Source organism: Streptomyces racemochromogenes (genome assembly GCF_044129415.1).
GTDB lineage: Bacteria > Actinomycetota > Actinomycetes > Streptomycetales > Streptomycetaceae > Streptomyces > Streptomyces racemochromogenes_A.
The window spans coordinates 1-19,758 of the sequence record NZ_JBBDHD010000014.1; the positions used below are offsets into that span (position 1 = coordinate 1).

Annotated in this window: 23 protein-coding genes and 1 pseudogene; 15 read left to right on the plus strand and 9 right to left on the minus strand. The window is 71.7% G+C overall.

Annotated elements, in window-relative coordinates; all coding sequences use genetic code 11:
• Positions 1–581 (minus strand): annotated as a pseudogene (locus WDV06_RS07870) (hypothetical protein); the annotation flags it as partial.
• A gap of 181 nt (positions 582–762) precedes the next feature.
• Between WDV06_RS07870 and WDV06_RS07875 the strand changes: the two are divergent.
• Positions 763–1,956, plus strand: a complete 1,194-nt coding sequence (locus WDV06_RS07875) for an RtcB family protein (RefSeq protein ID WP_395508912.1) — start codon at positions 763–765, stop codon at positions 1,954–1,956.
• 63 nt (positions 1,957–2,019) lie between these two features.
• On the opposite strand, the gene WDV06_RS07880 is transcribed toward WDV06_RS07875, so the two are convergent.
• Positions 2,020–2,496, minus strand: coding sequence for a Uma2 family endonuclease (locus WDV06_RS07880; RefSeq protein ID WP_395508913.1), 477 nt, complete (start codon positions 2,494–2,496; stop codon positions 2,020–2,022).
• A 334-nt stretch (positions 2,497–2,830) separates the two neighbouring features.
• Between WDV06_RS07880 and WDV06_RS07885 the strand changes: the two genes are divergently transcribed.
• The gene (locus tag WDV06_RS07885) at positions 2,831–3,403 is read left to right on the plus strand and encodes a polysaccharide deacetylase family protein (RefSeq protein ID WP_395508914.1); all 573 of its coding nucleotides are present in this window, start codon (positions 2,831–2,833) and stop codon (positions 3,401–3,403) included.
• Here the strand turns inward: WDV06_RS07885 and WDV06_RS07890 are convergent.
• Positions 3,400–4,167 carry an SDR family NAD(P)-dependent oxidoreductase gene (locus tag WDV06_RS07890; RefSeq protein WP_395508915.1) on the minus strand — a complete coding sequence of 256 codons (768 nt, stop codon included), beginning with the start codon at positions 4,165–4,167 and terminating at the stop codon, positions 3,400–3,402. The genes WDV06_RS07885 and WDV06_RS07890 overlap by 4 nt on opposite strands.
• A 203-nt stretch (positions 4,168–4,370) precedes the next feature.
• Between WDV06_RS07890 and WDV06_RS07895 the strand changes: the two genes are divergently transcribed.
• On the plus strand, positions 4,371–4,844 hold the full coding sequence (locus WDV06_RS07895; RefSeq protein ID WP_395508916.1) for a hypothetical protein: 474 nt from the start codon (positions 4,371–4,373) through the stop codon (positions 4,842–4,844).
• 29 nt (positions 4,845–4,873) lie between these two features.
• Here the strand turns inward: WDV06_RS07895 and WDV06_RS07900 are convergent, their stop codons facing one another.
• Both WDV06_RS07900 and WDV06_RS07905 read right to left on the minus strand, forming a co-directional pair.
• Positions 4,874–5,611, minus strand: coding sequence for a Mut7-C RNAse domain-containing protein (locus WDV06_RS07900; protein ID WP_395508917.1), 738 nt, complete (start codon positions 5,609–5,611; stop codon positions 4,874–4,876).
• 41 nt (positions 5,612–5,652) lie between these two features.
• Positions 5,653–6,060 carry a winged helix-turn-helix transcriptional regulator gene (locus tag WDV06_RS07905; RefSeq protein ID WP_395508918.1) on the minus strand — a complete coding sequence of 136 codons (408 nt, stop codon included), beginning with the start codon at positions 6,058–6,060 and terminating at the stop codon, positions 5,653–5,655.
• Positions 6,061–6,185: 125 nt separating this feature from the next.
• On the opposite strand from WDV06_RS07905, the gene WDV06_RS07910 reads away from it, so the two are divergent.
• Positions 6,186–7,085 (plus strand): NADP-dependent oxidoreductase, encoded by a 900-nt coding sequence (locus WDV06_RS07910; RefSeq protein WP_395508993.1) that lies wholly within the window; start codon positions 6,186–6,188, stop codon positions 7,083–7,085.
• Between the two features lie 84 nt (positions 7,086–7,169).
• Here the strand turns inward: WDV06_RS07910 and WDV06_RS07915 are convergent, their stop codons facing one another.
• The gene (locus WDV06_RS07915) at positions 7,170–7,607 is read right to left on the minus strand and encodes a hypothetical protein (RefSeq protein ID WP_045949392.1); all 438 of its coding nucleotides are present in this window, start codon (positions 7,605–7,607) and stop codon (positions 7,170–7,172) included.
• A 457-nt stretch (positions 7,608–8,064) separates the two neighbouring features.
• Between WDV06_RS07915 and hemL the strand changes: the two genes are divergently transcribed.
• The 7 genes from hemL (at position 8,065) to WDV06_RS07950 (ending at position 14,862) form a co-directional block, all read left to right on the plus strand.
• Complete coding sequence (hemL, locus tag WDV06_RS07920; protein ID WP_395508919.1) at positions 8,065–9,387, plus strand: glutamate-1-semialdehyde 2,1-aminomutase; 1,323 nt, start codon at positions 8,065–8,067, stop codon at positions 9,385–9,387.
• Positions 9,384–10,058, plus strand: coding sequence for a histidine phosphatase family protein (locus tag WDV06_RS07925; RefSeq protein ID WP_395508920.1), 675 nt, complete (start codon positions 9,384–9,386; stop codon positions 10,056–10,058). Before hemL ends, WDV06_RS07925 begins: the two co-directional genes overlap by 4 nt.
• 79 nt (positions 10,059–10,137) lie before the next feature.
• Positions 10,138–10,767 carry a TlpA family protein disulfide reductase gene (locus WDV06_RS07930; RefSeq protein ID WP_395508921.1) on the plus strand — a complete coding sequence of 210 codons (630 nt, stop codon included), beginning with the start codon at positions 10,138–10,140 and terminating at the stop codon, positions 10,765–10,767.
• A gap of 4 nt (positions 10,768–10,771) precedes the next feature.
• Positions 10,772–11,548, plus strand: a complete 777-nt coding sequence (locus tag WDV06_RS07935) for a cytochrome c biogenesis CcdA family protein (protein ID WP_395508922.1) — start codon at positions 10,772–10,774, stop codon at positions 11,546–11,548.
• Positions 11,549–11,562: 14 nt separating this feature from the next.
• A complete protein-coding gene (gene resB / locus WDV06_RS07940) occupies positions 11,563–13,263 on the plus strand; it encodes a cytochrome c biogenesis protein ResB (protein WP_395508923.1) in 1,701 nt (566 codons plus the stop codon).
• A complete protein-coding gene (gene ccsB, locus WDV06_RS07945; RefSeq protein ID WP_395508924.1) occupies positions 13,260–14,345 on the plus strand; it encodes a c-type cytochrome biogenesis protein CcsB in 1,086 nt (361 codons plus the stop codon). The genes resB and ccsB overlap by 4 nt, the downstream gene beginning before the upstream one ends.
• Positions 14,346–14,370: 25 nt before the next feature.
• On the plus strand, positions 14,371–14,862 hold the full coding sequence (locus WDV06_RS07950) for an SRPBCC domain-containing protein (RefSeq protein WP_395508925.1): 492 nt from the start codon (positions 14,371–14,373) through the stop codon (positions 14,860–14,862).
• Here WDV06_RS07950 and WDV06_RS07955 read toward each other — a convergent pair.
• Positions 14,859–15,191, minus strand: coding sequence for a PLD nuclease N-terminal domain-containing protein (locus WDV06_RS07955; RefSeq protein WP_395508926.1), 333 nt, complete (start codon positions 15,189–15,191; stop codon positions 14,859–14,861). The two genes, WDV06_RS07950 and WDV06_RS07955, sit on opposite strands and share 4 nt — an antisense overlap.
• A gap of 90 nt (positions 15,192–15,281) precedes the next feature.
• Here WDV06_RS07955 and WDV06_RS07960 point away from each other — a divergent pair, with 90 nt between their 5' ends.
• From WDV06_RS07960 to mqnP, 3 genes are read left to right on the plus strand one after another with little or no spacing between them, the layout of a single operon-like run.
• Positions 15,282–16,739: a menaquinone biosynthesis decarboxylase gene (locus tag WDV06_RS07960; RefSeq protein ID WP_395508927.1), complete on the plus strand. Its 1,458-nt coding sequence runs from the start codon at positions 15,282–15,284 to the stop codon at positions 16,737–16,739.
• Positions 16,736–17,206 (plus strand): hypothetical protein, encoded by a 471-nt coding sequence (locus tag WDV06_RS07965; RefSeq protein ID WP_395508928.1) that lies wholly within the window; start codon positions 16,736–16,738, stop codon positions 17,204–17,206. The genes WDV06_RS07960 and WDV06_RS07965 overlap by 4 nt, the downstream gene beginning before the upstream one ends.
• On the plus strand, positions 17,206–18,126 hold the full coding sequence (gene mqnP / locus WDV06_RS07970; RefSeq protein WP_395508929.1) for a menaquinone biosynthesis prenyltransferase MqnP: 921 nt from the start codon (positions 17,206–17,208) through the stop codon (positions 18,124–18,126). Before WDV06_RS07965 ends, mqnP begins: the two co-directional genes overlap by 1 nt.
• Positions 18,127–18,149: 23 nt before the next feature.
• On the opposite strand, the gene WDV06_RS07975 is transcribed toward mqnP, so the two are convergent.
• Positions 18,150–18,758: a rhomboid family intramembrane serine protease gene (locus WDV06_RS07975; protein ID WP_395508930.1), complete on the minus strand. Its 609-nt coding sequence runs from the start codon at positions 18,756–18,758 to the stop codon at positions 18,150–18,152.
• Between the two features lie 82 nt (positions 18,759–18,840).
• On the opposite strand from WDV06_RS07975, the gene WDV06_RS07980 reads away from it, so the two are divergent.
• A complete protein-coding gene (locus WDV06_RS07980; protein WP_395508931.1) occupies positions 18,841–19,512 on the plus strand; it encodes a UbiX family flavin prenyltransferase in 672 nt (223 codons plus the stop codon).
• On the opposite strand, the gene WDV06_RS07985 is transcribed toward WDV06_RS07980, so the two are convergent.
• A complete protein-coding gene (locus WDV06_RS07985; protein WP_281187172.1) occupies positions 19,509–19,643 on the minus strand; it encodes a hypothetical protein in 135 nt (44 codons plus the stop codon). The two genes, WDV06_RS07980 and WDV06_RS07985, sit on opposite strands and share 4 nt — an antisense overlap.
• Between the last annotated feature and the right edge of the window lie 115 nt (positions 19,644–19,758).

The window sequence follows — 19,758 nt, forward strand, 5'->3', positions numbered from 1 at the left end:
CCCGGGCGGGGGGCCGGGGGGGGGGGGGGGCCCGCCGCCCCGCCCCCCGCGCCCGCGTTCGGGCCGGTGCCCGTGCTCGGGCTCGTGCTCGGGCCGGCGCTCGGGCCGGGGAAGGGCAGGTGCGCGTCCGTCAGCCGGCGCACGTACACCTGGCGCGCCTTGTCGTCGTCGCCGGCGGCGCGGTCGTAGGAGACGACCCGCTCGAAGGTGACCGACAGCAGCAGGGTCGCCTCGGGGGTCTGGGCGTTCCAGCGGCAGCCGACGTGCCGGTCGGCGTCGTACGAGGGCTCGGCCGTCCCGGCGTAGAGCTGTTCGCGCTGCTCGGTGGTGAGGGAGTCGGCGGCCGGGAGCATGGCCCGCAGCCGCTTGCCGTCGACGGCCTTGCAGGGCTGCGGGAGGCTGCGGTACTTGCCGGGCTGCGCGGGAGCGGCGGAGCTGCCGCCGTTCTTCGGGTCGCCGGCGCCGCCGATACCGCCGCCGCCGGTGCACGCGGTCGCGCCCGCGGCGAGCGCGGTGAGCAGCGCGACACCCGGCAGGAATCGGCGCCGCACCCGCGTGCGCTCCACGTCCATCGGCTTCACTCGCTCCCCTGGCTTCCTTGGCGTCCTCGGGAAATTCCGTTGCCGCGACTCGGGCACGGATGGACACAATGTCTATCGCACACGCTGGTGCCGGCGCCGGTTCCCTGTCTGATTTGGGGGTATGAGCGCGGCTTTTCGCGTACTCCTGCCTTTCTGCTGATTTCCGGGGGATCGTTCTGTTATGTCGTATGTAGAGGTGCCCGGGGCGAAGGTCCCGATCAGGATGTGGACGGACCCGGCGTCGGTCGAGGACAGCGCGATGCGCCAGCTCCAGAACACCGCCGGCCTGCCGTGGATCAAGGGCCTGGCCGTGATGCCGGACGTCCACTACGGCAAGGGCGCGACGGTCGGCTCGGTGATCGCGATGAAGGACGCGGTCTGCCCGGCGGCGGTCGGGGTGGACATCGGCTGCGGCATGTCGGCGGTGAAGACCTCCCTCACGGCGAACGACCTGCCCGGCGACCTGTCGAAGCTGCGCTCACGCATCGAGCAGGCGATCCCGGTGGGCGCGGGGATGCACCGGGAGGCGGTGGATCCGGGGAGGCTGTACGGGTTCTCGGAGACGGGGTACGCGGACCTCTGGCAGCGCTTCGACTACATCGCCGATGCGGTGAAGTTCCGGCGGGATCGGGCGCTGCGGCAAATGGGAAGCCTCGGCCAAGGGAATCACTTCTGGGAGCTTTGCATCGATATGCCCGATTCGGTGTGGATCATGCTCCACTCCGGTTCTCGGAACATCGGCAACGAGCTGGCGGACTTCCACATCAACGTCGCCCGAGGGCTCTCGCACAACCAGGGTCTTGTCGACCGGGACCTGGCGGTCTTCCTGGCGGCAACCCCGGAGATGCAGGCATACAGGGATGACCTCTTCTGGGCGCAGGAGTACGCGAAGTACAACCGCGCCGTGATGATGAGTCTGTCCAAGGAAGTCATCCGGCGGGAGTTCCGCAAGGCGAAGGTCTCCTTCGAGCAGGAGATCAGCTGCCACCACAACTACGTGGCGGAGGAACGGTACGACGGCATGGACCTGCTGGTCACCCGCAAGGGCGCGATCCGCGCCGGCAGCGGGGAGTACGGGATCATCCCCGGCTCGATGGGCACGGGCTCGTACATCGTGAAGGGCCTCGGCAACGAGAAGTCCTTCAACTCGGCCTCGCACGGCGCGGGCCGCAAGATGAGCCGCACGGCGGCGAAGAAGCGGTTCTCGGCGCGGGACCTGGCGGAGCAGACGCGGGGCGTGGAGTGCCGCAAGGACGCCGGCGTCGTGGATGAGATCCCGGGCGCCTACAAGTCGATCGAGCAGGTCATCGACCAGCAGACCGACCTGGTGCAGGTCGTGGCCAAGCTGAAGCAGGTCATCTGCGTCAAGGGCTGACGCGGGCGCGCGGGGGTCCGGACCGGTTGCGGTCCGGGCCCTTTCGTGTGTGCCGTCCGGCCCTCATTCGCCGTCGAGGAGGAGGTCCACCGGCAGGTCGAGCGTCACGCCGACGTACTCGGGGACGGTGATGGAGGTGCCGCGCTTGTGGGACGTGCGGAGGCGGTAGGTGCCGTTGCGCGGGTCGCGGCAGACGACGACCTCGTCGTGGCGGCGGTCGGCGATGACGTAGAAGGGGACGTCGGCCTTCGCGTAGGAATCGACCTTGGACCCGAGGTCGTCCGCCCAGTTCGAGGAGGTCACCTCGACGATCAGGCGGAATACCTCGGGGGAGTAGCAGTTGTTCCGCCCCTTGAAGTCCAGGAAGTCCTTGGTGACGAGCGCGAAGTCCGGGATGGCGTAGTCGTCGGGTCCGGTGGGCAGCCAGATGCCGATGCCCTGGAGGTAGCGCAGACCGGCCTCCTTGGCGCCGGCCTCGAAGAACCTTTCGGTCAGCCAGCTCAGAGTGAGAGCGTGTTTCCCGTCGGCAGGTGGTGTCACGGTGAGCCTTCCCTGGAGAATCTCCACTCGGTGCCTGGGAAGCTCCCTGGAGAGTCGACCGGCGGCTTCCGCGATCGTGGTCTCGTGCTGCATCACGGCCATGGCTTCCTCCCTTTCGCGGCTCACGCTTCCGGAGCGTAGCGGCGGCTGTCGGCGATTCGCATGGATTCACCCCTGCGACTTCCTTGTTGCGCGGGGGTTGACGTGCCGAGTTGGTCTAGACCAGGGTGGCCGCATGGGGAGAACTCGTGTGTTCGTCGCCGCTCTCGCGGCGTTGTCGCTGGGGGTCGGGGGCGCTGGGGCGGCTCAGGCCTCGGTGGGGTTGCCGGCCGTCGTGGCGCATGTGCCGACCTCCGAGAAGGTCGTCTTCATCACGATCGACGACGGGTGGACGCATGACGCCGACGCCGCCCGGACGCTGGTGGAGCGAAGGGTGCCGGCCTCGTTGTTCCTGCTGCCGGGGGCCACGGCGTACGACACCGGCTATTTCACCGACCTCGTCGACACCGGCCGGGTGGCGGTGGAGAACCACACCGTGAACCACCCTGACCTGACCACCCTCGACGCGGCCGGGAAGGACGCCGAGGTGTGCGGGGCCGGGGAGCGGCTGGAGGAGACGTTCGGGAGGGCGCCGAAGCTGCTGCGGCCGCCGTACGGGGCCGTCAACGACGACGTGCGGCTGGCGGCCAAGGCGTGCGGGGTGAAGGCGCTCGTCACCTGGACGTACGACTTCACCACCTGGGGCCAGACCCCGCCCACCCCGCAGCTGAAGGCCGGGGACATCGTGCTGCTGCACTTCACGCCGACGCTCGCGGCGGACCTGGACCGGGCGCTGGGTGCGGCCAGGGCCGCGGGGCTGAAGCCCGCGCCCCTGATGCCGTACCTCCGGAGTGCCGGGCTGGTCTAGAGCTCGCGGTGGACCTTCGTGTTCGAGGCCTGGGCGCGCGGGCGGACCACGAGGAGGTCGATGTTGACGTGGCTGGGGCGGGTCACCGCCCAGGTGATGGTGTCGGCCACGTCGTCGGCGGAGAGGGGGTGCGCGACTCCCGCGTACACCTTCTCCGCCTTCTCCGTGTCGCCGCGGAAGCGGGTGGTGGCGAACTCCTCGGTCTTGACCATGCCGGGTGCGATCTCGATGACGCGGACGGGCTGGCCGACGATCTCCAGGCGGAGGGTCTCGGCGAGGACGCGGGCGCCGTTCTTGGCGGCGACGTAGCCGGCGCCGCCCTCGTAGGTGGCGTGGCCGGCGGTGGAGGAGAGGACGACCACCGTGCCGTCGCCGCTCGCGGTGAGGGCGGGCAGCAGCGCCTGGGTCACGTTGAGGGTGCCGATGACGTTGACCTCGTACATCGTGCGCCAGTCGGCCGGGTCGCCGGTGGCGACGGGCTCGGCGCCGATGGCTCCGCCGGCGTTGTTCACCAGGACGTCGCAGCGCTCCAGGGAGGCGGCGAAGGCGTCCACGGCAGGGCGGTCGGTGACGTCGAGGGCGTGGGCGGTGGCCTCGTGGCCGGCGGCGGTGAGCTCGGCGGCGAGGGCCTCGATGCGGTCCTTGCGGCGGGCGGTGAGGACGACGTGGTAGCCGGCGGCGGCGAGCCGACGGGCGGTGGCCGCGCCGATGCCGCTGCTCGCGCCGGTGACTACGGCGGTTCGGGTGGCCGTGCGCGTGCTCATGGGCGGGGCTCCTCGTTCGGTCGCGGTGCGTACTCGTTCGTTCGTGCGGATCGCGCGCGAACGCTCGCCAGCATAGGCCGGGGCGCTGACGCGGCGCCTACGGGAGCGGTGGCGAATGGGGGGTGGGCTCGCCCTCGTTCGTGTGATGGTCCGACCGGCGGTGGGCCGGAGGCGGTTACCGTCCGCGCGAGGAGGTGGTGGCGGTGCGCCGTGGTGCCGTGCGGAGTGTGGTGGTGGCGGGCCTGCTGGTGCTGGCCGGGGCCGGGGCCGGGCCGGCGGGTGCCTGGGCGGGGCCGGAGGCGGACGTGGCCTACCACGGGCGGGTGTCCCTGGTGAAGGGGCAGCTGAGGGTGTGGATGGTGCCGCGGAACGAGGGGCCGTCGGCGCTGGAGAACGCGACGGTGCGGGTACGGCTGTCGGCGGACCTGGCGGACGTGCGGGCGCCGGCCGGCGGGTGCGCGCGGGCGGGGCAGCGCGAGGTGGTGTGCGAGACGGGGCCGCTCCCCGAGCACGGACCGGGCCGGCACATCGGGCTGGTGCTGGGGTTGCGGGAGAAGCCGGCGGAGGTGGCGGTGCGGATCGACACCTGGTGGAACGGCGGGGCGACGGACCGCAACCGCGGCAACAACGAACACGTGGTGCTGGCGCTGGACACCGGGGACGCCTACGCCTTCTGACGGGCGGCGACGGCGTCCCCCGGGGGCTGTCAGACGGTGGCGCCGTCGCCGAATTCGGCCAGGGCCTCGTCGACGATCCGCTCCAGACGGGAGTGGTGGGCGCCGCGCCAGTAGACGCGCTCGCAGTCGGCGCACTGGGCGAACACGTCGTACGAGCGCTGCGTGCCGTGCTCCAGGCGGTCGCCCACGCTGTCCTTGTCGGCCTCCCGCAGGGTGCCGTTGCAGGCGGTGCAGCGGGTCCAGGGGGCGAGGGCGGGGGCGAAGCGGCCGAGGACGTCGCGGAGTTGCTCGTCGGGGTTGTCGCTGTAGACGTAGGCGCCGGCGAAGATCTCGCGGCGGCGCAGCAGGCCCCGGTCGCGGGAGAGCAGGACGCGGCTCTCGGCGGCGGAGCGTGTGGCGAGGGCGGGGTCGCCGGGGTCCTCGTTGTCGTAGGCGGCGTCGACGCCGAGCAGGCGCAGGCGGCGGGCGAGGGTGCCGAGGTGGACGTCGAGGAGGAAGCGCAGGGGGGCGCCGGGGATCCGCTGGGGGCGGTCGACGCCGAAGACCTCGACGGACTGGCCGGCCCGGGGCACGTACGAGACGGGCACCTCGCTGCCGTCGACGAGGAGGCGGCCGACCTCGGTCAGGGGCACGCCGGCGGATTCGACGACGTGCCCGAGGCTGGAGGCGCCGTCGGTGGCGGTCGGGACGCGGTCCAGGCGCCGGCTGGGCGGCGCGAAGAGGCGTAGTTCAGGGGCGAGGGTGAGCTCAATACCGGGACCGTTCACGGTCCCAGCATGCCATCGGGGGTGGGGGCGGCGCGGCCGGATTACCGTCCTTCGTCGTAGGCCCGGCGGTGGGCGCTGACCGCGTCGAAGTGGTTCTCGGCCCAGCGCTTGACGGAGGAGAGGAGGCAGCCGAGGCTGCCGCCGAGTTCGGTGAGGCGGTAGTCGACCCGGACGGGGACGGAGGCGGTGACCGAGCGGGTGACGATGCCGTCGCGTTCGAGGGAGCGGAGGGTCTGGGTGAGCATCTTCTGGCTGACGCCGGGGATCTTGCGGCCGAGTTCGCTGTAGCGCAGGGAGCCGTTCTCGGCCTCGCCGAGGGCGCTGAGGACGAGGCCGACCCACTTGTCGCTGATGCGGGCCAGGAGCTGGGAGGTGGGGCAGTCCTTGACGAAGGCGTCGTAGGCGGCGCGCGCGTCCTCGCGGCGGGCGGCGGCGGTCTGGGTGGCCATGGGTGCCCACTTCCGGGTCGGGTACGCACTCCGAAGTGCGTACTTACGAAAAGAGAGTACCTCTCCCTAGGTTAGTGGTCATCGGAACGGATGAACGGGGAGAGACGATGACGGAGATCGAGACCATGCGGGCCGCGGTGGTGGACGGCTTCGGCGGGCCGGAGCAGGTGCGGGTGGCCGAGGTCGAGGCGCCGCGCCCGGCGGCCGGGCAGGTACGGGTACGGGTGCGGGCCGCCGGACTCAACCCGGTGGACGGCGCGGTGCGCGCGGGCGTCTTCGGCGGGGCCGGTCAGCGGATCGGGCTCGGCTGGGACGTGGCCGGGGAGATCGACGAGGTCGGGCCGGGGGTGGAGGAGTGGACCCCGGGCCGCCGGGTGGTCGGGCTGCACTACGGCACGGTCAAGCCGCTCGGCACGCACGCCGAGTACGCGGTGCTGGACGCCTCCGCGGTGGCGCCCGCGCCGGAGTCGGTCGACGCGACCGTCGCGGCGGCGCTCCCGCTGAGCGGGCTGACGGCCGCGCGGGCGCTGGCCCTGCTGGGGCTGGCCCCGGGCGACTCGGTGCTGATCACCGGCGCGGCCGGGTCGGTGGGCGGCATCGCGGTCCAGCTGGCCGCGCGGGCCGGGCTGACGGTGACGGCCCTCGCCGGGGAGGGCGACGAGGAGCTCGTACGGTCCCTGGGGGCGAAGGAGTTCGTACCGCGCGGGTCGGTGCCGGCGGAGCCCGTCGACGGGGTGCTGGACGCGGCGGTGCTGGGGGCCGCCGCGCTGGGGTTCGTCCGTGACGGCGGGGCGTACGTGGGGCTGATCCCGGGGGCGGCGCCGGCCGCCGAGCGGGGGGTCCGGGTGGCGGAGCAGGAGGTCGCGGCGGACGGTGCGGAGCTGGCGCGGCTGGCCGCGCTGGTCGACTCGGGCGCGCTGACGCTCCGCGTCGCCCGCACCTTCGGCCTCGCGGAGGCGGCCGAGGCGCACGCGGCCCTGGCGGCCCCGGGTACGCGGGGGCGCGTGGTCCTCACCGTTTCCTGACGCGGGGCCGGGCGCGGGCCGCTGCGCGGAGCGGCCCGCCCGCCCTTCCACCGTTCCCGGGGCTCCGCCCCGGGAAGCGGGCCGTCACGGCCAGACGAGGCAGTACGCCTGGTGGCCGTTCTCGTGGAGGCGGTGGGAGAAGTCCTGCCATTCGTGCAGCAGCTGGTAGACGTTGAAGGCGTCCCGGGGGCCGCCGCGGTCGGGGACCGTCGACCAGATGAAGGCGGCGGCGCCCACCGACTCCTCGCCCACGTCGCGCAGCGGGTCGACGACCGTCATCGGCAGCTTGACCACCGCGTAGTCCGGGTGCAGGACGACCAGTTCCAGCGGCGGCACCTTGTGCAGCGGTATGCCCTCGATGCCGGTGAGGACCATGGCGGCCATCGTCTCCGGCTTGATCTTGGTGAACATGCCGCCCATGCCGAGCTCGTCGCCGCCGAGCTCCTCCGGCCTCATGGTCACCGGCACGCGTGCGGCCGTCGCGCCGTCCGGGGCGCCGAAGTACTTGTACGTCACGCCCATGCCGCGGCCGCCCTTGGGCGTGCCGTCCGGCTCCGCGGCGTCGGAGGGGCCGGGCGCGTCCGCGGCGTCGGAGGGGGCGCGCTCCGGGCGGCCCCGGCCGTCCTTGCGCGGCCGGCCCTCCGCGCGCTCCCGGCGGTCCGCGCCGTAGCCGTCCCGGCGGTCCGGGGCGTCCCGGCGGTCCGGGTCCTCCGGGGGGCGGCCGGGGGCGGCGGCGGCTTCCGCGGCCTCGGCGGCGCGGCGGTGCCTGCCTCGGCGGCGGGCCTCACGGGCGCGCTGCGGGTCCAGGCCGTCCGTACCCTCGCCCGGTCCACCACCGCGTTGCATATCTCCACCCGACTGGTATTTCCTGCCCCGGCTTCGCGGCCCCCGCCACGCAGCCTGATCATCATGGCAGTGACCTCCCCCGAGGCGGCGCGGTGAAACGCCCCTCCGCAAGTCTGTCGCGGCCTCTGAGACCATGGCTGGTGTGAGCTACCCGTACCCGTATGAAGCCCCAGTTTCGCAGACGCTCTTCGAGCGCGCGTCCCTCGTGACCCCCGGCGGCGTGAACTCTCCCGTCCGCGCCTTCCGTGCCGTGGGCGGTACGCCCCGGTTCATGGTGTCCGGTACCGGTCCCTACCTGACCGATGCCGACGGGCGCGAGTACGTCGACCTGGTCTGCTCGTGGGGGCCGATGATCCTCGGCCACTCCCACCCCGAGGTGATCGAGGCCGTCCAGGCCGCGGTCGCCCGCGGTACCTCCTTCGGCACGCCCGGCGAGGGCGAGGTCGCCCTCGCCGAGGAGATCGTCGCCCGGATCGAGCCCGTCGAGCAGGTGCGCCTGGTGTCCTCCGGCACCGAGGCGACCATGTCGGCGATCCGGCTGGCCCGCGGCTTCACCGGCCGCGCCAAGGTCGTCAAGTTCGCCGGCTGCTACCACGGTCACGTCGACGCGCTGCTGGCCGCCGCCGGTTCCGGCCTGGCGACCTTCGCCCTGCCCGACACCCCCGGCGTGACGGGCGCGCAGGCCGGCGACACGATCGTGCTCCCCTACAACGACCTCGACGCGGTGCGGGCGGCGTTCGCCGCGCACCCCGGTGAGATCGCCTGCGTGATCACCGAGGCGGCGCCCGGCAACATGGGCGTGGTCACCCCCCTGGAGGGCTTCAACCAGGGTCTGGCCGACCTCTGCCGGGAGAACGGCGCGCTGTACATCTCCGACGAGGTGATGACCGGATTCCGTACCTCGCGGGCCGGCTGGTACGGGGTCGACGGCGTCAAGCCCGACCTGATGACCTTCGGCAAGGTCATGGGCGGCGGCTTCCCGGCGGCGGCGTTCGGCGGCCGCGCCGACGTCATGGGCCACCTGGCCCCGGCCGGTCCGGTGTACCAGGCGGGCACGCTTTCGGGTAACCCGATCGCCACCGCCGCCGGCCTCGCGCAGCTGCGGCTGCTGGACGCGGCGGCGTACGAGAAGGTCGACGCGGTGTCGAAGGAGATCCAGGGCCTGGTGACGGCCGCCCTCGCCAAGGAGGGCGTGGCGCACCGGCTGCAGACGGCCTCCAACATGTTCTCCGTCTTCTTCACCCCGGACGAGGTCCGCGACTACGACGACGCGAAGAAGCAGGAGGGCTTCCGCTTCAACGCGTTCTTCCACTCGATGCTGTCGCAGGGCGTCTACCTGCCGCCGTCGGCGTTCGAGTCCTGGTTCGTTTCCACCGCCCACGACGAGCGCGCGATCGAGCGCGTCGCGGCAGCGCTGCCCGCCGCCGCCCGAGCCGCCGCGGAGGCGACCGCATGAGCGACATCACCGTCGTCCACGTGATGCGGCACGGCGAGGTCCACAACCCCGACGGGGTCCTGTACGGGCGCCGCGCCGGCTACCACCTGTCCGAGCTGGGCCGGCAGATGGCCGACCGGGTCGCGGAGCACCTCCAGGACCGGGACGTCACCTATGTGGTGGCCTCCCCGCTGGAACGGGCGCAGGAGACGGCCGCGCCGATCGCGAAGACGCACGGCCTGGAGCTGGCGACCGACGGGCGGCTGATCGAGGCGGGCAACGTCTTCGAGGGCAAGACCTTCGGCGTGGGTGACGGCGCGCTGCGCAAGCCGGGCAACTGGAAGCACCTGACGAACCCGTTCAAGCCGTCGTGGGGCGAGCCGTACGTCGAGCAGGTCGTGCGGATGATGAGCGCGATCGAGGCGGCCCGGGACGCGGCCCGCGGGCACGAGGCGGTGGCGGTCAGCCACCAGCTGCCGATCTGGATCGTGCGCAGCTTCGCGGAGCGGCGCCGGCTGTGGCACGACCCGCGGCGCCGGCAGTGCACGCTGGCCTCGCTGACGTCCTTCACGTACCAGGACGACAAGCTGGTGTCGGTGGGCTACAGCGAGCCGGCGCGGGACCTGGTCCCGGCGCACCTGCTGGCCGGAGCGAAGCCGGTGAAGGGGAAGTCCAAGGCGTTCGGCGCGTAGCCGTGCGGCCTGACCTGGGCCTCGACGCCCCGTCGGGGGGTGCGGAAGATCCGCAAATCGCTCATGCGAAACTTTTCACATGAGCCTTAGCCGCGCCCCCCGTCGCCGCCGCTCGACCAGCGGCCGCGTCCTCCTGCCGACCGCGGTGACCCTCGTCGGCGCCCTGACCCTGACGGCGTGCGGCGACAGCGGCAGCACCTCGTCCGGGTCCGCCGGCGGCAACTACGTGACGGGCCCCAGCGGCATCTCCACCGTCGCCAAGGGCGACCGGGTCGACGCCCCCGGGCTCGACGGCGCGACGGTCGACGGCAAGACGCTGGACACCACCGCCCTCAAGGGCAAGGTCGTCGTCCTCAACGTCTGGGGCTCCTGGTGCCCGCCCTGCCGGGCGGAGGCCCCCTACTTCGCGAAGGTCTCCAAGGAGCTGGGCGACGCCGGCAAGGACGTGGCGTTCGTCGGGATCAACACCCGCGACACCAGCACGCAGAACGCCGCCGCCTTCGAACAGAACTTCGGGATCACCTACCCGAGCCTGTACGACCCGGACGGCAAGCTGATGCTGCGCTTCCCCAAGAACACCCTGAACCCGTCGGCGATCCCCTCCACCGTCGTCCTCGACAAGGAGGGCAAGATCGCGGCCCGGACCCTGGCCGCGGTCAACGAGGAGCAGCTGCGCTCGATGATCGACCCGCTCCTCGCGGAGCAGTGACCTCGTGGTCGAGCACCTCCTGGCCGCCGAGCCGACCGGCGTGAACACCACCGTGCTGACGGGCGGACTGCTGATCGCCCTGCCGATCGCCCTGCTCGCGGGGCTGGTCTCGTTCTTCTCCCCCTGCGTCCTGCCGCTCGTCCCCGGCTACCTGTCCTACGTGACCGGGGTCAGCGGAGCCGACCTCGCCGAGGCCCGGCGCGGGCGGATGGTGGCCGGCGCGGGGCTGTTCGTCCTCGGCTTCACCGCCGTCTTCGTCTCCACCGGCGCCCTCTTCGGCCAGTTCGGCCAGGTCTTCCAGGGCGAGAACAAGGAGACCATCACCCGGGTCATGGGCGCCCTGGTGATCGTGCTCGGCCTGTTCTTCATGGGCTGGATCCCGGGTCTGACGATGCGCGAGTTCCGCTTCCACAAGAAGCCGACCGCGGGTCTGCTCGGGGCGCCGCTGCTCGGTGTCCTCTTCGGCATCGGCTGGACGCCCTGCATGGGGCCGACCCTCGCGGCCGTCGGCACGCTCTCCATCAACGAGGCCACCGCCGGGCGCGGCGCCCTGCTGACCGCTGTCTACTGCCTCGGTCTCGGTGTGCCCTTCATCCTCGCGGCCGTCGCCTTCCGCAAGGCGCTCGGCGCGTTCGGATGGGTGAAGAAGCACTACGCGTGGGTGATGCGCATCGGTGGAGGCATGCTGATCGTGACCGGCCTGCTGCTCGTCACAGGAATGTGGTTCAGCATCGTGGGCGAGATGCAGAGCTGGACCAACGGCTTCACGGTGGGGATCTGAGGGACTACAGGCACATGAGTACGACCGACAAGGCGCCCACCGAGGCGCCGAACGAGGACGAGGCCGCCCGCGCGCAGCTGTCCACGGCCCCCGTCGAGGACGGCGCCGCCGCCCCCGTCGGCATCGGGGTCGTCGGCTGGGCCCGCTGGTTCTGGCGGCAGCTCACCTCCATGCGCGTGGCGCTGATCCTGCTGTTCCTGCTCTCCCTCGGCTCGATCCCCGGCTCCCTCATCCCGCAGACCCAGGTCGACGCGATGAAGGTCGCGGAGTGGAAGAAGACCCACGAGTTCTGGGTGCCGGTCGCGGAGAAGCTCCAGCTCTTCGACGTCTACAGCTCGGTGTGGTTCTCCGCGATCTACATCCTGCTGTTCGTGTCGCTGATCGGCTGCATCGTCCCGCGCACCTGGCAGTTCGTCGGCCAGCTCACCGGCCGCCCGCCGGGCGCGCCGCGCCGGCTGGACCGGCTGCCGGCCTACACCACCTGGCGGACGGAGACGGCCCCCGAGGAGGTCCTCGCCTCCGCGAAGACCCTGCTCGGCGGGCGCCGCTTCCGTACCGAGGCCTCGGGCGGCGCCGTCGCCGCCGAGAAGGGCTATCTGCGCGAGGCCGGGAACCTGGCCTTCCACATCGCCCTGATCGTGATGCTCGTGGCCTTCGCCTGCGGACAGCTGTTCAAGTCCGAGGGCGGCAAGCTCGTCCTGCGCGGCAAGGGCTTCTCGAACACGCTGACCCAGTACGACGACTTCAAGTCCGGCAGCCTCTTCTCCGCCGACGACCTCGCGCCGTTCTCGTTCACCCTGGACAGGTTCGACGCCAGCTACGAGAAGAGCGGCCCGCAGAAGGGCACCGCCCGCGACTTCAAGGCGTACGTCACCTACAGCGAGGGTGCCGAGGGCGCGCCGAAGAAGGCCGAGATCGAGGTCAACAAGCCGCTGGAGATCGACGGCTCGAAGATCTACCTGCTGGGCCACGGCTACGCCCCGGTCATCTCGGTGACCGACCCGACCGGCAAGGTGGTCTACCGGGACGCCGTCCCGATGCTTCCCTTCGACGGCAACCTCAGCTCGTCGGGTGCCGTGAAGGTCCCGGACGGCTACCGCAACAAGAACGGCGACAAGGAACAGCTCGGCTTCAACGCCATGTTCGTGCCGACGTTCGCGGGCGCAGGCAAGGGCACGATGCTCTCCCAGTTCCCGGACCTGGACTTCCCCGTCCTCGCCCTCAGCGCCTACCACGGCAGCCTCGGCGTGGACTCGGGCCTGCCGCAGAACGTCTACCAGCTGAACACCTCCAAGATGCAGGAGTTCAAGGACCCCGAGGGACAGCTGTTCAAGCAGCGGCTGCTGCCCGGCGAGACGATGACCCTCCCCGACGGCGCCGGCACGGTGAAGTTCGAGGGCATCGAGCGCTGGGCCACCTTCTCCGTCACCCACCAGCCCGCCTCCGGGCTGGCCCTCGGGGGCGCCGTGATCGCCATCGGCGGTCTGGCCGCGTCCCTGTTCGTCCAGCGCCGCCGGGTCTGGGTCCGCGCGGTGCGCGGCGAGGACGGCGTGACCGTCGTCGAGATGGCGGGCCTGGGCCGCAGCGAGTCCGCGAAGCTCCCCGAGGAGCTTTCGGTGCTCTCCGCCGCCCTCTACGAGACGGCGCCGAGCCCGGTGGAAGCCGAGCCCGCGGAAGCCGACACCACAACAGAAGAAGAAGGGGAGCGCGCATGACGCTGCTCGCTGCGGCGACGAACGAGAGCCTCGCCGATCTCAGCAACAAGCTGGTCTACGCGTCGATGGCGGTCTACATGCTCGCCTTCTTCGCGCACATCACGGAGTGGGTGTTCGGCAGCCGCAGCAAGGTCGGCCGTACGGCCGCCGCGCTGACCCCGGCCGCCGCGGCCGGTGCGGCGCCCGCCGTGCAGGTGCGGACCAAGGGCGGCGGCACGGCCGTCCTGGACAAGCCGAAGGTGGTCACCCGCGCCGCCGCGGGCGTCCGCGACGTACCGGACGGCCCCGGAGCGGCCGGCGGCACCGAGAAGGGCGACCTGTACGGGCGGATCGCGGTCTCGCTGACCGTCCTCGGCTTCCTCATCGAGGCGGCGGGCGTGGTCTCCCGCGCGCTGTCGGTGGAGCGTGCCCCCTGGGGCAACATGTACGAGTTCAACCTGACCTTCTCCACGGTCGCCGTCGGCGCCTACCTGGCGCTGCTGGCGCTGAAGAAGAACGTCCGCTGGCTCGGCCTGATCCTGGTCACCTCCGTCCTGCTGGACCTGGGCATCGCCACCACCTGGCTGTACACCGCCAGCGACCAGCTGGTGCCCGCCCTGCACTCGTACTGGCTGTGGATCCACGTCTCCACCGCCATCTTCTGCGGCGCCGTCTTCTACATCGGTGCGGCCGGAGCGGTCCTCTACCTCTTCCGCGACAGCTACGAGAGCCACCTGGAGGCCGGCAGGACGCCCGGCCGCTTCCGCACCTCGGTGCTGGAGCGGATGCCGTCGGCGGCCACCCTCGACAAGTTCTCGTACCGGATCAACGCGGCCGTCTTCCCGCTGTGGACGTTCACCATCGTCGCGGGCGCGATCTGGGCCGGCGACGCCTGGGGCCGCTACTGGGGCTGGGACCCCAAGGAGGTCTGGTCGTTCGTGACGTGGGTGGCGTACGCCTGCTACCTGCACGCGCGGGCCACCGCCGGCTGGAAGGGCCGCAAGGCCGCCTACCTGGCGCTCTTCGCCTTCGCCTGCTGGATCTGGAACTACTACGGCGTGAACATCCTGCTGAGCGGCAAGCACTCCTACGCGGGCGTCTGACCCCGGACGGTGGGACGCTGGTGGTATGTCTCCTGTGAGCCATGCCACCAGCGAGCCGCGCGGCCCCGGCCGCTGGCTGATCCGCTTCGAACTGCACGTCCCGTACGCCTACGAGGCCGTGTGGCCGTTCCTGACCACGGGCGACGGCCTGCGCAGCTGGCTGGCGGCGGCCGACGTACTGGAACGCCGCCTCGGCGGGGCCGTCACCCTGCGCTGGCTCAACTCCGGCACCCGGGTGTCGGGGGAGGTCACGGCCTGGGACACCGAGCGGGTGGTGGAGTACACCGTCTCCGAGCACGGCCGGATCCGCTTCCACCTGGAGGCCGTCGGCACCGACTCGACGGTGATCCGCTTCCTGAACGAGCGCGGCGGCGGCGACGAGGAGCGCCTGGACTGCCTGGCCGGCTGGCACGACCACTTCGAGATGCTGGAGGCCGCCCTCGCCGGGCACCCGGCGGACTGGCCGTCCTGGACCGACGCCCGCTGGTCGCAGCTGCGCGCCTCGTACGCGTCCTAGCCCTGGTCGTCCTTGTCCTTGTCCTTCTCCTCGTCCTTGCGCAGCGAGCGCAGGAACTCGGGGTTGTCGTCGGGCGCCACCCACTGCGTACGGCGCGCCCGGCCGCCTCCGCCGAAGCCGCCGCCGAAGCCGCCCCCGCCGCCGGCCGCCGTGCGCTTCTTGCCGGCGAGCAGCCACACCACCGGGCCGACGATCGAGAACAGCAGGATGATCAGTACCCACACCCCCTTCGGGAGGCTCTTGACCTCCTCCTCCGGGGTGTTCAGGCAGTCGATGAAGGCGTAGATGGTCAGCGCGAGGATCAGCAGGAACGGCAGATAGCGCAGCACGGTGTGGGACCGACTCCCGGGCAGTGGCGGCGGGCCCGCACGGGGCCCCGGTGACGCTCCCAGGGTATTCGGTGACGGATACTGGGGCCCATGGCTTACGACGATCTCCGCTCGCTGCTCCGGGCCCTGGAGCGGGAGGGCGACCTCAAGCGCATCAAGGCCGAAGTCGACCCGTACCTGGAGGTCGGGGAGATCGTCGACAGAGTGAACAAGGCGGGCGGCCCCGCGCTGCTCTTCGAGAACGTGCGCGGCTCGGCGATGCCGCTGGCGATGAACGTCTTCGGCACCGACCGCCGCCTCCTGAAGGCCCTGGGCCTGAAGTCGTACGGCGAGATCAGCGAGAAGATCGGCGGCCTGCTCAAGCCGGAGCTGCCGCAGGGCTTCATCGGCGTCCGCGAGGCGTTCGGCAAGCTCGGCTCGATGGTGCACGTGCCGCCGAAGAAGGTGAAGGGCGAGTCCGCGCCCGTCCAGGAGGTCGTCCTCACCGGCGACGACGTGGACCTGGACCGGCTGCCCGCGCTCTTCACCTGGCCCAAGGACGGCGGCGACTTCTTCAACCTGGGCCTGACCCACACCAAGCACCCCGAGACCGGCGTGCGCAACCTCGGGCTCTACCGCCTCCAGCGGCACGACAAGCGCACCATCGGCATGCACTGGCAGATCCACAAGGACAGCCGCAACCACTACGCCGTGGCCGCCGCGCGCGGCGAACGGCTGCCGGTCGCCATCGCCTTCGGCTGCCCGCCGGCCGTCACCTACGCCTCGACCGCGCCGCTGCCGGGCGACATCGACGAGTACCTGTTCGCCGGGTTCGTCGCGGGCAAGCGGATCGAGATGGTCGACTGCAAGACCGTCCCGCTCCAGGTCCCGGCCAACGCGGAGGTCGTGATCGAGGGCTGGCTGGAGCCGGGGGAGATGCTGCCGGAGGGTCCGTTCGGCGACCACACCGGCTTCTACACCCCGCAGGAGCCGTTCCCCGCGCTGAAGATCGACTGCGTGACGATGCGCAGGCGTCCGCTGCTCCAGTCGATCGTCGTCGGCCGTCCGCCGACGGAGGACGGCCCGCTGGGCCGGGCGACGGAACGCTTCTTCCTCCCGCTGCTGAAGATCATCGTCCCGGACATCGTGGACTACCACCTGCCCGAGTCCGGCGGCTTCCACAACTGCGCGATCGTCTCGATCGACAAGAAGTACCCCAAGCACGCCCAGAAGGTCATGCACGCCATCTGGGGCGCGCACATGATGTCGCTGACCAAGCTGATCATCGTGGTGGACAAGGACTGCGACGTCCACGACCTGCACGAGGTGTCCTGGCGGGCCCTCGGCAACACCGACTACTCCCGCGACCTCACCGTGGTCGAGGGGCCGGTGGACCACCTGGACCACGCCTCCTACCAGCAGTTCTGGGGCGGCAAGGCGGGCATCGACGCGACCAAGAAGCTGCCGGAGGAGGGCTACACCCGCGACGGCGGCTGGCCCGACATGGTCGAGTCCGACCCGGCGACGGCGGCCCTGGTGGACCGCCGCTGGAAGGAGTACGGCCTGTGAGCACGGCGATGGGCGGCCCCGCCCTCTTCATCGGCACCGACACGACGTACGTGGCCCTCGTGCGGCCGCGCCTGGACCCGGCCGATCCGGAGGTCCGGGAGGCGGCGGAGCAGGCGGGCGTGAGCCCGGAGGAGTTCGCCGGCCCCGGCACGGTCTGGGCCCTGATGTGGGAGCAGGACGGGGTGGACGGCGGCGGTTTCGAGCTGCCGGGCCTGCGGGACGCGGAGGCCGAGGACTTCGCCGACCGGCTGCTGGCCGAGCTGTCCTTCGAGAGCGGCCCGTTCACCGTCGGGGCGGGCGAGGTGCTGCAGCTGCGGGCCTACCCGGAGGGCGAGGGCTGCCGGTTCACGGCCGTGGTCACCCCGCCGGAGGGCGAGGAGCTCGCCCCCGTCACCCTCGACGTCCCGGCGGTGGACGCCGACGCGCTCCGCGCCGACCTGGCGGACTTCCGCGGGAGCCTCGCGTGATGGCCACCGCCGAAAGCGTGCTCGGCCCGGGACAGGCGCCGCGGCCCGCCGGCAAGGTGAAGGCCTTCCTGCGGCTGGTGATGATCGAGCACTCGGTCTTCGCGCTGCCGTTCGCCTACATCGCCGCGCTGACCGCCATGTTCCGCCTCGACGGGCGGATGCACTGGCGGGAGCTGCTGCTGGTCACCGTGTGCATGGTGGGCCTGCGGACCTTCGCGATGGCCGCGAACCGGATCATCGACCGCGAGATCGACGCCCGCAACCCGCGCACGGCCGGGCGCGAGCTGGTCACCGGCGCGGTGTCGGTGCGGTCGGCGTGGACGGGCGCGGGGATCGCCCTCGTCGTCTTCCTCGGGTCGGCCGCCCTCCTCAACCCGCTGTGCCTGGCGCTGGCACCGGTCGCGGTGGTGCCGATGGTGGTCTACCCGTACGGCAAGCGGTTCACGAACTTCCCGCAGGCCATCCTGGGCCTGGCCCAGGCGATGGGCCCGGTCGGCGCCTGGCTGGCGGTGACGGGGGAGTGGTCCTGGGAGGCCGTCGTCCTCGGCCTGGCCATCGGGGTGTGGATCGGCGGCTTCGACCTGATCTACGCCTGCCAGGACGTGGAGTCCGACCGCGCCGAGGGCGTCAAGTCGGTCCCGGCCCGCTTCGGCGTGCCGGGCGCCCTGTGGGGCGCCCGTGCCTGCCACGCCGTCACGACGGCCCTGCTGGCGGCGTACGCGGTCCTCACGGACGGCGGCGTGTTCCTGTGGCTGGGCCTGCTGATCGTCGCGGCGGCGTTCCTGTACGAGCACACGATCGTCAAGCCGCACGACCTGTCCCGGCTCAACCGGGCGTTCTTCACGGTCAACGGCTTCATCGGGATCGCGCTCTTCGTGTGCGCCCTGGCGGACCTGCTGATCCGGGGCCTGACGCTGTAGCCCGGACGGGTGGGCGCCGGTCGTCAGCTGGGCCGGGGGGCCGGGCGGCGGTACCAGAGGGCTGCCGCCACGCCCGCGGCCAGCCCTATGAGGTGGGCGTACCAGGCGATGCCGGAGTCCGTGGGCAGGATGCCGAAGAACATCGATCCGCCCCACCACGCGGCGATCACGACGCCCACCACCGCGTTCAGCGGCTTGCGTTCGACGAAGCCCCGGACGACCACGTAGCCGAAGAGGCCGTAGACCAGCCCGGAGGCGCCCGCCCCGAGGGTGTTCGGCGGGGCGACCAGCCAGGAGCCGACCCCGTCCGCCAGCATGATCAGCACGCTGACGGCGAGGAACCGGCGTATGCCGCTGAGGGCGGCGATGAAGCCGAAGACCAGCAGCGGGATGCTGTTGGAGGCGACGTGGCCGAAGCCGAAGTGCAGGAACGGGCACGCCGCGATGCCGATCAGATGGTCGGTGTCGCGCGGTCTGAGCCCGTACTGGTCGAGCGCATGGCCCGTCGCGTAGTCCACCGCTTCGATCGCCCACAGCAGCGCCACCCAGCCCAGCATCAGCTTGGCGGCGGCGAGCGCGCGTTCCCTCTGGCTCCACTCCGGAACCGTCGTGCTCACCGTGTTCGTACTCATGTGCCATGTCCCCCGGGGCGTGTCGTGCGTCCGGCACACCTTAACGAGTGGCCCCCGGGTGTGGCCGGATAGTCTCGGAGGTATGACTGAGCGCAAGCGCACCCCCTGGGTGGTGGGGGTTTCCGGGGCGTCCGGGACGCCGTACGCGGCCTCGGTGGTCCGAGGGCTGCTCGCGGCGGGCGAGGCGGTCGACCTGGTCGTCAGCCGGGCCTCGCGGCTGACCCTGCTGGACGAGACCGGGATCGCCTTCCGGGACGCGCACTGGCGCGACGACCTGGCCGAGTGGCTGGCGCGCGGCGCCGACGGCAAGCCGGGGACCTTCGAAGCCGGTGGCCTGGAGGACGTGCGGTACTGGGCGGCCGGGGACCTGGCCGCCGGGCCGAGTTCGGGGTCGTACCCGGTCAAGGGGATGTTGATCGTGCCCGCCTCCACGGCCTGCGTGGCCGGGGTGGCGCTCGGGCTGTCGAAGGACCTGCTCCAGCGCGTCGCGAGCGTGACGCTCAAGGAGCGGCGCCGGCTGGTGGTCGCGGTGCGGGAGACCCCGCTGAACGGGCAGACGCTGAAGCATCTGGTGGCGCTGGACGAGGCGGGCGCGGTCGTGCTGCCCGCCTCTCCGGCGTTCTACGCGGGTGCGACGCACATCCAGGACCTCGTGGACTTCGTCGCGGGGCGGGTGCTCGACGCGGCAGGGGTGCCGCACGGCCTGTACCGCCGTTGGGAGGGGGAGCTTGGCAGCGCCCGCCCCCGTGACTAGCGCTTCTTGGCGCGGAGCGGCCTGCGGGTCTTGTCGTTGCGGTAGGCGGCTGCGGGCTGGTCGGTGCGGGATCGGTTGGCCAGCTCCTGGAGCTGTCGCATGTGCGCGTAGGCCATCTCGATCGTGTACACGGTGAACCACTCCTGAAGATCGTCATTGATCTGTTGAAAGATTCACAGGGTGTTGACCCTGTGTGCCTTTGATTCTATACCTAAACTTGCAGGATCGCCGAATAATGGAAGGCTC